Annotated in this window: 6 protein-coding genes; all 6 read left to right on the forward strand. The window is 34.0% G+C overall.

The annotated features are described in order from the left end of the window. The first annotated feature begins 4 nt into the window (after positions 1-4). Complete coding sequence (locus M0214_RS10310) at positions 5-967, forward strand: family 43 glycosylhydrolase (RefSeq protein WP_248722487.1); 963 nt, start codon at positions 5-7, stop codon at positions 965-967. A gap of 23 nt (positions 968-990) precedes the next feature. After that, complete coding sequence (locus M0214_RS10315; protein WP_248722488.1) at positions 991-2,862, forward strand: family 43 glycosylhydrolase; 1,872 nt, start codon at positions 991-993, stop codon at positions 2,860-2,862. Positions 2,863-2,913: 51 nt separating this feature from the next. Next, positions 2,914-4,368: a sulfatase gene (locus M0214_RS10320; protein ID WP_248722489.1), complete on the forward strand. Its 1,455-nt coding sequence runs from the start codon at positions 2,914-2,916 to the stop codon at positions 4,366-4,368. A 79-nt stretch (positions 4,369-4,447) separates the two neighbouring features. Then, a complete protein-coding gene (locus M0214_RS10325) occupies positions 4,448-5,530 on the forward strand; it encodes a GntR family transcriptional regulator (RefSeq protein ID WP_248722490.1) in 1,083 nt (360 codons plus the stop codon). Positions 5,531-5,676: 146 nt separating this feature from the next. Then, positions 5,677-9,744 carry a two-component regulator propeller domain-containing protein gene (locus M0214_RS10330; protein ID WP_248722491.1) on the forward strand — a complete coding sequence of 1,356 codons (4,068 nt, stop codon included), beginning with the start codon at positions 5,677-5,679 and terminating at the stop codon, positions 9,742-9,744. 166 nt (positions 9,745-9,910) lie between these two features. Then, complete coding sequence (locus tag M0214_RS10335) at positions 9,911-12,961, forward strand: glycoside hydrolase family 2 TIM barrel-domain containing protein (RefSeq protein ID WP_248722492.1); 3,051 nt, start codon at positions 9,911-9,913, stop codon at positions 12,959-12,961. The last annotated feature ends 7 nt before the right edge of the window (positions 12,962-12,968 follow it).

Raw genomic sequence — 12,968 nt, forward strand, 5'->3', positions numbered from 1 at the left:
TCTTATGAAATTAAAATTTGTATTGCTTTGCATTATAGCCGTTTTAGTAAGCTGTAAAAACAGTAAAGAAGAATCAAAAAAAGAGGAAAAAACAAAAGAAGATATTGTCGAGGTTAGTAAAAATAATCCTGTAATTCGTCATATAAGAACGGCAGACCCTTCAGCACATATTTGGAATGATGGCAAGGTTTGGATGTACACATCTCATGATATGGAAGATGCTGTTAATTACAACACCATGGATGGCTATCGTGCGTTTTCATCAACCGATATGGTTAATTGGACAGACCATGGCGAAGTATTGCACTCCAAAGATATTTCTTGGGGCGTTCCGGGATGGATGTGGGCACCAACGGCTATTTATAAAAATGATAAGTATTATTTGATTTATCCACATTCTGTAAAAGGTTCAAAAGATGATATGCGCTGTGGTGTTGCAGTAAGTGATGTTCCAGAAGGACCATTTAAAGACATAGGTTGGATTAAAGGAGTAGAAGGGCAATGGTTAGACCCTTGTGTTTTTGAAGATGAAGATGGTAAAGTATATTTATATTGGGGTGTTAGAGAACCTAAAGTAGCACGTTTAAAAGACAATCTTTTAGAATTGGCTGAAGTACCCAGGACGATTGAATATGGTAACAAAAACTTCTTTGAAGCCAGTTATATGCACAAGCGAAAGGGTAAATATTACTTCTCCTATAATGCTGGTTTAGGCGGTTTTTATGGAATGGCAGATAATCCCTATGGGCCTTTTGATTATAAAGGCGCTATCAATCCAAAACAAAGACAGGACCATCATTCCATACTAAATTATAAAGGGCAAGATTATTTCTTTTACCATTGGCAAAATTGGAATGGCGGTTCAAAGTTTAGCAGAAACACTTGTATAGAATATTTGTATTACAATGAAGACGGTACAATCCAAGAAATTAACGCCACAGAGGAAGGCGTGAAAAAAGTAGAATAAAGTTTAGTTCCTGTAATGATTAAATGAAGACAATAGAACAGCTTCGAATACAAAATGTGGTGACTTTCATCCTGTTAATATTGTTTTGTTTTACAAAACAGCAAACTTATGCTCAAAATCCATTTCTTCCACCAACAGCTTTTATACCAGATGGAGAACCTCATGTTTTTGATTATAAAGGTGAAAAAAGACTATTCGTTTATGGTTCTAGAGACGAAGCTATTACTGGTTTTTGTGGTTATGGGCATGATGTATGGTCAGCTCCAGTTAAGGATTTGACCAAATGGACTAACCATGGGGAAATTTTTGATGTGCAACAAGTACACGATATTGGTTATGGTAACATTAAATTAGGTGGACGACTTAAAGGACAAATATTTGGTGCACCAGATTGTGTTTATAATCCCGTAACCAAAAAATACTACTTGTATACTTTCTTGGGTTCACCATATAAAATGGATGGTGTTGGAGGGCCTTTACCAGGTTCAGCTAACTATGTACCGGGATTCGAAGATTATGGCCCTAAATGTTTGGTGGCAGAAAGTACCAGTCCCGCTGGTCCTTTTGTAAATCCAATTATGTGCGATTGGCCTCCTGCAAACGAGGAAGGTACTTTTGATCCATCAGCATTGGTAGATGAGCAAGAAGATGGCTCAGTTCGAGTTTACGTGTTTTGGGGCATGCGAAAAGGCGATCGTTGGGCAGAGGTAGATCCTTTTGATATGCATACGATTATTAACCCTAAAACTGGAAAGCCAGATAGAAATGCTTGGCAAAAAACATTAGATCCGAAAATAGTTCCAAAATCAACAGTTTTTGAAGCTTCTTCAATTAAAAAGATTGATGATAATCATTACGTATTTGTATACTCTGCAAATGAATTGATAAGTGCACTTTCTTATTGCTACAGTAACAGTCCTAAAGGCCCATGGATCTATGGAGGTAAAATTGTGCAGAACAATATCAATTGGAGAAGAGGAAATAACCATGGTAGTATTGTTAAAGCCCAAGACAAATGGTGTGTGGTGTATCACAAAGGCACATTTAATAGTAAAAATCGCCAGGCCATGATTGAGCCTATTGAAGTAAAAGTTGAAGGTGATAAAGTAATTATACCACAGGTAGAAATGACTTCCCAGGGGGTAAAATCAAATGGGCTTGATGCATTTAAAAGACATAATATAAACATTGCATGTTACCAATCCAATAAAGCGTTTGTTGATGGTAGAATAAGAGATGGTGGAGGTTTAAACCCTATGAAAAGAATTGATGGACCTAAAACTGTTATCGGATTCAAGTATTTTAATTTCGGAAACAAACCCATACAGGATGATGATGACTTAAAACTGAAGTTGAACAGTAAAATATTATACCCAGTTACAATGACCGTTTTTGTTGCAAAACCAGAAACTGTAGATGATGAAGATAGTTGGGTTGCTGTAGGTGAAACAAGTTTGTATGATATCAATCGTACGTTTACTGATTATGAAATTTCAATACAAGAGCTAAACAAGAATGAAAAGCTAAATCAAATAGGAGGTTTAAAAGGAAAACTTGCTGTATTTGTAGCCTTTGCAGGTAGAGATATAGATTTATGTGAAGTTGTAGAACTTGAATTTGCTAAAGGAAATGCGCCAACTCCAAATCCTTTACATGATATTACAATAAGTAATAATGATGGTAATATTTCCACTATACCAACCAAATCAAGAGAGGGACATTCTGTTAAGGTGATGATTGAAAATATAAAAGAAACTGTAAAAGAAGTTATTGTAAAAGATGCAAATGGCAAGAAAATAAAAGTAAATGCCAACGAGCAGGGCATTTATGCTCCAAAATCATTTAACTTTTTCATGCCTAATTCAGATGTAAGCATTGAAGTGTCTTACAACTAACACCTTAATTAATTTATTCAAACAAACTACAAAATCAGTTTAAATTTAAAAATGAAAAAACGATTACTATTTATTTGTTTCACTTTCACTCTAGTAAACACTCTTTTGTCTCAAACCCAAGAGTCGCCCAATGTTTTAGTGTTTTACATAGATGATTTAAGAGCTGAACTCGGTTGTTATGGGAGCCAAACGGCGATTACGCCTAATATTGATAAATTGGCTTCAGAAGGTATAATGTTCAATAAAGCGTATACCCAACAAGCCATTTGTGCACCTTCTAGAATGAGTACACTTACAGGTTTGCGTCCTGAAACTTTAGGAATTTATAGCATATTTACGCCATTACGAAAAATTCACAAAGATGTCGTTACCCTGCCTCAGCTTTTTAAACAAAATGGCTACAAAACTATAAGTACAGGAAAAGTATATCATCATACCATAGATGATAAAGAAAGTTGGTCTCAACTGGTTGTAAGACCATCTAAAAGATATTTGAAACCAGAAAATCTCAAGGCTATTGAAGCATTAAAAGCTGGAGGTAAAAAAAATCCAAAAGGGCCAGCTTATGAAGATGCAGACGTTGAAGATGAAGCCTATGTTGATGGAGAAATAGCTAATAATGCTATTAAAATGTTAAACAAATATAAAGATGATAAATTCTTATTGTTTGTAGGTTTTACAAAACCCCACTTACCTTTTATTGCACCAAAAAAATATTGGGATATGCATGATAAGAGCAAGTTTGAAATTCCTTCTAAGGAAAAACCACAAAACATGTACAGGTTAGCTTTAAGTAAATGGGGCGAGTTAAAAGGGTATCATGGCATACCAAAAGAGGACCCTTTAAATGATGATATAACCAGAACTTTAATCCATGGCTATCATGCTTGTGTAAGTTATATGGATGCTCAAGTGGGCAAGGTGATGCAAACCTTAGAGGAATTGGATTTACGCAAAAACACCATGATTATTTTTATGAGTGATCATGGTTATAAAATTGGAGAATACGGAGCCTGGTGTAAACACTCCAATGTTGAAATTGATGTGCGTGTCCCTTTAATTGTAAGCCGTGAGACCAATGCTAAAAATCGTATATCTGGAGAAGTGTCAAATGCATTGGTAGAAAACGTAGATATTTTTTCTACATTAACAGAAATCTGTGGATTAGAGAGTCCAAAATCTGATGGTAAAAGTTTAGTTCCTGTATTAGACAATCCAGATATAAAATGGGATGAGGTGGCAACAAGTGTCTTTGCTAGAGGCAAAAACATTATGGGGTGTACGGCTACAGATGGTAGTTGGCGTTATACCGAATGGAGAGATTCAACTACACATGAAATTCTGGGAGCTGAATTATACGCGCATAAAAACAGTTTATTATCATTTCAAAACCTCTCGGGTAAAGAAGAGTATAAAGATGTAGAGAAAAGAATGAAAGCACTTTTGGAATCTCAATTCCCCAGAGATGCTGAACCTTTTTTACAGAATGACCAACCGCGACACTAAACGAGAGTCCCTACAGTTAATATAGTATAGAAAAGTGTTAAAAAACTTTTAGTAACCTAATTTTAGATTTTTGGTTCGCATGGCTTTGTTAGTTTTGAGCAAACTAAAACTAGACGAAGCTATGTTAAACTACATTCGAATAGATGGTGATTCGATGGTCCCTAAGTACATGCAGATTATCAATTCCATTATTGATAATGTTTCTATTGGTAATATAAAAATAGGAGAGAAGATACCATCGATAAATACTTTAAGCCAAGAATTTTACTTATCTAGGGATACCGTTGAGAGAGCCTATAACATTTTAAAGAAAAAGAATGTGGTTGTCTCCGTTCGTGGTCGAGGAACATACATAGCTGAAGCTGATCTTACAAGAAAATTGAAAATTCTATTTCTTGTTAATAAATTGAGTCCCTACAAACTAAAAGTCTATAATGCATTCTCTGAAACAATGGGCGAGCACTGTAATGTAGATATACACAGTTTCCATTGCGACCAAACATTGTTTGAAGAGCTTATGGATAAGTATAAATCATCTTATGATTATTACGTGATTTTACCTCATTTTAGAACAAAGAATTTATGCTACTTGAGTTCCACTAGTAAAGTTTCTAGTGTTATTAACAATATTCCAAAAGATAAACTGGTTTTATTAGATAACTGTAATTACCAAATAAAAGGTGATTTTATTTCGGTTTATCAAGATTATGAAAATGATATTTTTACAGCCCTTGAAACAGGTCATAAAAAAATAAGTAACTACCAGAAACTAAACCTAGTTTGTCCAAGAAGGACATTCTATCCGTATCCAACAAAAATCCTAGATGGCTTTAGAAAGTTTTGCGCTCACAATGGTTTTGATTTTGAAATAATTGAAGAAGTTTCCAGTGAGTTTAAAGTCGAAAAGCACAACTTGTACATTACAATAGAAGAGAATGATTTGGTAAATATTATGTCTCAGATAAAGAAGTGTAGGCATAAATTAGGTGCTGATGTAGGTGTGATATCCTATAATGATACGCCATTAAAACAAGTATTGGGTATTAGTGTGTTTTCGTTAGATTTTGACGATATGGGAACGCAGGCAGCACAAATGATTTTAGAAAACAAGAAAGATAAGGTAAAAGCCTCTTTTAATTTTATTGATAGAGAATCTGCTTAGAATTTGGTTGTTTTGTTATTGAAGGGAAGCTCTTGGGCTTCCCTTTCTTAATTTAAACCTTTTTTCTAAGTAGCTCGAACAGAATATAATATTTCGCTTGTTCATTTTGAGAATAAAATACCGAGAAATCTAAAACATTTTTTAAATTGGGCATTAGGTTATATGAGCTAGAAATGAGGCATAGGATATTTTATTGGTTTTTTTTATTTCAGATTGGGTTTTTACAATGTCAGGTTGGGGATTTTAATTTCAAAAATTTTAATCTGTCCGATGGTTTATCCAGTAGCACTGTAAATGATATAAAGCAAGATAAAGTTGGGCAAATTTGGTTAGCCACAAATAATGGATTAAATAAATTTAATGGAGAAGAAGTTGTTGTCTACAGAAACACTCCAGAAGATAAATCAACGATAAGTAGTAACGATGTTCGTAATATCCTAGAAGATAGGGATGGTAATTTATGGATAGGTACTTATAATGGTTTAAATAAATACGAACCCAAACAAGATAAATTTAAAAGATATTTCAAAACATCAGATAAAAATTCATTGAGTGGCGATAGGATTTTTACCAGTTTTGAAATGAAAAATGGAAATATATGGTTTGGCACAGAAGACGGTATTTCTATCTATATGAAGAAGCAAGACAGCTTTATTAGATTTCTGAAAAACAGAAAAAGGCCTACGTTATTTTCAGATATACATGTAGATAAGAAAAACACCGTTTGGTTGGCTACTTTTAATGGAATTATACAAGTAAAAAGGAGTAAAGAAGGAAAATTTCAGCCTCAAACATACCGCCTTAAAAATTTAAAAAAGCGATTTTTTATATATAAAATATTAGAGCTAGAACCAGATGTCTTAGCACTAGCCACAAAGTATCATGGGTTTTTATTATTCGATAAAAGAACAAAAGAATTCAGTTGTCCAGAAGAATTGAATTTTTTTAAAAATATAGAAATTAAAGATCTGTATAAAGATGAGGAACAAAATCTCTGGTTAGCTACAACTACTGGGCTTTTTATCGTAACACCCTCAAAAGAGATAATTACTGTTAACAGTAGTATTTATGAAGATATTGGAAGTGTAAAAAATCATTTCAAAAAGATATTTAAAGACAAGAATGGTTCTATTTGGCTAGGTACCCAAGATATTGGTGTTATGACTTGGCACAGATTTAATCAGAACTTTAAAAGATTTAAAAATTCCAGTACTTTCAATAACATTGCCAATTGTATAGCTTCAGATGATGAAAAGAATATTTACTATGGGACAGAGGGTGGAGATTTAAATAAAATTGATAGTAGTGGTGTAGTTACAAAAGTTTTCGATGTTCAAAATCAAACAAAAACAATAGTTTATCCCATCAAGACTTTATACAGAGATGTAGATTTACTCTGGATTGGAGTAATGAAAAATGGAATCAAGATTTATGATTTACAATCTAATAAAGAGCTCAAAGACTATCTTTCTTTTGAAATAAGAAATTATTTGAAGGATGTATCAGTTTTAGATATTAAAAAAGGGTCTGGTAATAGTATTTGGATAGCAACCATAGGCAGAGGTTTGGTTAAATATGATACCAAACAAAAAGAAATGAAGATTTTTAACTCACGTCAGTTAAGAAGTAGTTTCACTAAAGTTATATACAAAGACAAAAAAAATTTAATTGTAGTTGGTTCAGATTATCTAAGTTTTTTAGAAGCAAAGGAGAAGGGGGATTTTAAAATAACAAATTATCCAACTATTGTAGATTCCAGTAAGTTAGATCTAGTTTCAGTTTATAAAGATTCAAGAGGAGTGGTATGGGTAGGTTCTAGAACAAGAGGGCTTTTTAAATTTACAAAAGATAAGAAATATGAAAGTGTAATTATTTCTGCTAAAAATAGAATTTTTACAGTCAATGCAATTTTAGAGAGTGAGAACGGGTTACTTTGGTTAAGTACAGATAAAGGTATTGTAAAGTATGACCCTTTAAAACAAGAGAGCATAGTTTATAATCAACAAACCATAGCTCAGGATAACGATTTTAGAGTAAATGCTGCTCTCAAAGAAAACAACAAATTCTATTTTGGAGCTAAGCAAGGCGTAATAACTTTTGAACCAGATAACATTGTTACATTAAAAAATATGCCTGGTGTTATTCTATCTTACCTTAAGATAAAGAATAATGAAATTAACGCCCTAAATAAAAATGAAAGCATATTAAAAAATATAAGTTATTCAAAGGAAATTATATTACCCCACAATAATGCCAGTTTTTCTATAAACTATGCTTTTCCCAATTATATCAATCCCAATAATAATCAATATGCATACAGGCTGAAAGGTTTAGATAATAATTGGTTATATACTAAACAAACCGAAGCATTTTATACCTTACAAAATGCAGGAACTTATACGTTTCAAGTCAAAGCTGCAGGTTATGATGGCGTTTGGAATGATAAAATAACTGAGCTCGATATAACAATTAAACCTGCACCTTGGCTAACATGGTGGGCTTACACGATTTATTTTATTTTATTTTCTAGCTTAGTGTTCGGTATTTCTTGGGTTGTTCAATCAAAATCAAGACTTAAGGATAAACTAGAATTAGAGCTAATTGCAAAAAGGAATAATGAAGAGTTAAATAAAGCTAAACTCCAATTTTTCACAAATATTTCCCATGAGTTTAGAACACCATTAACTTTAATTCTAGGGCCACTACAAAATATTCTCAATGATTATTCAGGACCTAAATCTATTTACAAAAAGTTAAAAATAATGGATGGTAGCGCCAATCATTTACTAAGACTGATTAATAGATTAATGGATTTTAGGAAATTAGAAAGTAATCAGTTAAAATTAGAGGCTGCAGAAGGGAATATTGTTAAGTTTTTGCAGGAGATATTTTTATCTTTTACAGAGTATGCCAAAAATGGTAGGTATGATTATAATTTTAACACGACCCATGACGAAATTTTAGTTTTTTTCGATAGGTATAAATTAGAAAGGGTTTTCTATAATTTGATATCCAATGCCTTCAAGCATACAAAAAATGGAGGCAGTATTAATATAAATATCTCAAAAAAAGAAGAAGGAGTTGTTGTTGAAGTTCAAGATTCAGGACCAGGAATTCCTGATGAATATTTAGATAAAATTTTTGATCGTTTTTTTGAAGTTTCAAATAACCAAGAAGTCAGTTCTGCTTTTAAAAAAGGTACAGGTATAGGTTTATCAATTGCTAGAAATATAGTTAAGCTTCATCACGGTGAAATATTAGTTAAAAACATTGAGCCTCAAGGAGCTGTTTTTACTGTTTCACTCAAATTAGGAAAGAAACATTTATTAGAGGATGAAGTTATTAAGAATTTCAAAATGAGCGACGATGTAAGTCAATACGCTACTCAAATTCGTGTCTCTGATATTGAAATAGACAACAACCCCGAAGACTTACTACTAGAAAAGAAAAAATATACTATACTCGTTGCTGAGGATAATACCGTACTTAGGTCATTCATTAAAGAAATACTTAAACCAAAATACAATGTTATCCTTGCAGAAAATGGTAAAGAGGCCTTAGAGAAAGCCATTGAGTTTTCACCAGATTTAGTGATAAGCGATGTTATTATGCCAGAGATGGTAGGTACCGAGTTATGTTCAAAAATAAAAACCACTTTAGCTACAAGTCATATACCAGTAATCCTTCTTACATCACGTACTTCTTTGGTTTACAAATTTGAAGGTTTGGAAAGTGGTGCAGATGATTATATTAGTAAACCGTTCAACTTAAAAGAGTTTAGTCTCAAAATACAAAACTTGTTAGAGTTTAAGTCCAGATTAAAAGACAAGTTTTCTTCAGATAGTAATTTAGAAACTTTAGATATTTCATTAACCTCACTCGATGAGCAACTTTTGGAAAAAGCGATAGAAGTAGTTAAAGCGAATATATCCAATCAAGATTTTAATATTACTCATTTTTCTGAAGAACTAGGGGTGAGCCGTTCTATGCTCTTCACAAAAGTAAAAGCCTGGACAAACTCTACTCCCAATGATTTTGTCAGAGAAATTAGATTAAACCATGCGGCGAAATTACTTGAATTGAGCAAATTTAACGTATCTGAAGTTGCTTATGAAGTAGGCTTTAAAAGACCCAAATATTTTAGCCAATGTTTTCAGAAAAAATATGGTATTACACCATCCGAATATACCTCTAAAATCGTAAGTGAAAATTAATAACTTTCTAAACTATATACAAGGATTTAATTATCGAATATCAGTTTTCCCAAGCTAGTATTTTTTTTATGCTTTTATAAAGGACAGGGCAGGACAGAGCAGGATTATTTTACTCGTTTTTAAGGTTAAGTTTGTAGGTAATACAATCCTATATTTTTTAAACTAAATGAGAACTATTTTTTCTATTCTTTCGCTGGCGTTTTTAATGCTAGTTTCTTGCGCTAATCAAGAAAAAACAACAAGTGCAAATTTTAATGATAATTGGCTTTTTATCTTAGATGAAGACCAAGAAGAGTTCTCTCAGGAAGAACTAGATGATAGTTCATGGACTAATCTAGATTTACCTCACGATTGGTCTTTCGAAAAAGGTGTGCGTAAAGGAGGCGACCAAGGTCAAGGTGGTGGATATCACGATGGAGGCATTGGTTGGTACCGTAAGTACTTCGATGTTTCAAAAGAAAGCTTGTCTAAAACAACGTACATCAATTTTGATGGGGTATATATGAACAGCGAAGTTTGGATAAATGGAAATCATTTGGGTAAAAGACCTTACGGGTACATTAGTTTTCGATATGATATTTCAAAATATTTAAAAGCCGGACAAAATACTATTGCCGTTCGAGTGGATAATAGTTTAGAGCCTTCTGCCCGTTGGTATCACCCTTGTGGTATTTATGCTGGTGTTTCTCTAATTGAAAAGAATCCTACACATATTGAGCTCAATAGCATTTTTGTTACTACGCCAAGCATTGCAGCAGATAAGGCTTCTGTAAATGTAAAGCTTAATGTTGTAGGCGCATCGGACAATTTAGAGACTAAGGTTACAATTCTAGGTTCGGATGGTACGATTCTAACATCGATAACAAGTGATGTTGAGGCATCAAAATCAGAAGCAAACTTAGAAGTTGAAACCCCTAAGTTATGGAGCCCAGAATCACCAAATTTATACAAAGCAGTAACTCAAATTCTTAATGGTGAGGAGGTTTTAGATGAAAAAACTATCGTTTTTGGATTTAAAACTGTAGAGTGGAAAGCCCAAACAGGCTTTTGGTTAAATGGTGAAAATGTGAAACTGAAAGGTGTTTGCGAACATTGGGAAGGTGGCCCTGTTGGAGGTGCTTGGACGAAGCCTATGTTACGTTGGAAGTTAAAGTTGCTTAAAGGAATGGGCATAAACGCCATTCGTCCGTCTCATAATCCAGCACCACCTATGTTTTATGATATCTGTGATGAAATTGGATTGTTGGTCATGGATGAAATTTTTGATGGTTGGCATAAAAAAGCGGCTCAAGATTATGGAAAACAAGCCTTTGATGAGTGGTGGCAAGCTGATGTAAAAGAATGGATTACCAGAGACCGTAATCACCCAAGTATTTTTGTATGGAGTTTAGGTAATGAAACTCATAGTGATGTCGCGCCAGAATTGGTGAGCTTTGGAAAAAGTTTAGACCCAACCCGTTTATTTACCTCAGGAGCAGGGAATCCTGAAGATATGGATATTCAGGGGGTGAATGGAGGTTCTGAAACAAAGTCCTTCATTGATAAACAAAACGAAAAAGAATTAGAGAAACCATTCATTTCTACCGAAGCGCCTCACACTTGGCAAACCAGAGGGTATTACCGCACAACAACTTGGTGGCGCGATAATGAATTACCGGGAACATACGATTTGCCTAATCTTACGGAAAAAGAAATTTTCTTTTATGAAGGTTTAAATCCTAAAAATTGGAGAAATAGAAAACAACGCTTTAACTCATCGTATGATAATGCAACGGTGAGAGTTTCAGCAAGAAAATATTGGGAAGTTATGCGCGATACCCCATGGCATAGTGGGCATTTCCGTTGGACAGGTTTCGATTATTACGGTGAAGCAGGTTTGGTTCATGGTGGTTTACCTTTTAACCTATTTATGGGCGGTGCTCTTGATGTAGCTGGATTTGAAAAAGATTTATATTATTTTTATAAGAGTCAGTGGACTGAAGAGCCAATGATTCATATGCTACCACATTGGTCGCACCCAAGAATGGAAAAAGGTACTAAAATTCCAGTTTGGGTCTATTCTAACACAGATGAGGTGGAACTCTTCTTAAATGGTAAATCTCTAGGAAAAGACAAACCAGGAACCGTTTGGAACGAAATGCAATGTGAGTGGTTAGTGCCTTATGAAGAAGGAACTATAGAAGCAGTTGGCTATATTGATGGAAAAGAAGTAAATAGAACGTCTTTTTCAACAGCAAAACAACCATCTGCTTTAAAGAATACTGTAAATAAATTAGACGCAGAAGGAGATTTTAGAGCGAGTTATATTTTAACTTCAGAAGGAATGGATGCTGACGATAATTTGAATCCTTATGCCGAAAATAGAGTTTATTATAATGTTGTTGGTGATGTGGATAAAGTGTCTATGGAAAATGGAAATCCTATAGACCCAACCAGCAGAACAAAAGCCGATTACAGGAGCATGTTTTTCGGGAAAACCAGATTGTTTTTGGAGGAAGGTCAAAACGCAAAAGAGGCTTCTGTAATTGTAGGTTCAATTCTAGGAGATAAAGCTTTATATGTTTCGGATGATATTACTATTGATGTACAATCTGTACCCTTATTTGGAAATGATGCTTCCAACGATTTTGAAGTACTTTACACGATAGATGGTAAAAACCCAGAAACGGATGGTGTAGCTTACACTCAACCTTTTAAAGTTGAAGACGGTACTACTGTAAAAGCTATTGTAAAACAAAACGGCGTTCTTGTTTTAACTATGGAAGAAACATTCGGTAAAAACGAAGGTCTTTTCTGGGGAGATGAACATTCTGCAGATATGTGGATTGGCAGAGGCGTTAATATTTCTGCTGAGGACGGTATTTTAACAGGTTCAGCAAAACCGAGCAGAGGAGCACGTCGTTTTAAAGGTGGTGGCTTTGTGGACTTTAAAGGTGGAGAAGGCTCAATTACTTGGTATCAAGAAAATGACGGTGAACCCGGAGATTACAGCATTCGCTTTAGATATATGCACAATAATGAGGGGAAATCGCACCCTATGAAACTCTATGTAAATGATGAATACGTTAGGAATATAGAATTCAAAGCCACTGGTGGCTGGGAAAAAGAATGGAAGTTTGTACCCACGATTATCGTACTGCAATCAGGAGCTAATAATATCAGATTAGAAACCACAGGAGAGAGCGCACCTTACATTGACGAGTTGTTCATTGATTAATATCAAA

The sequence above is a fragment of the Seonamhaeicola sp. ML3 genome (assembly GCF_023273855.1).
GTDB lineage: Bacteria > Bacteroidota > Bacteroidia > Flavobacteriales > Flavobacteriaceae > Seonamhaeicola.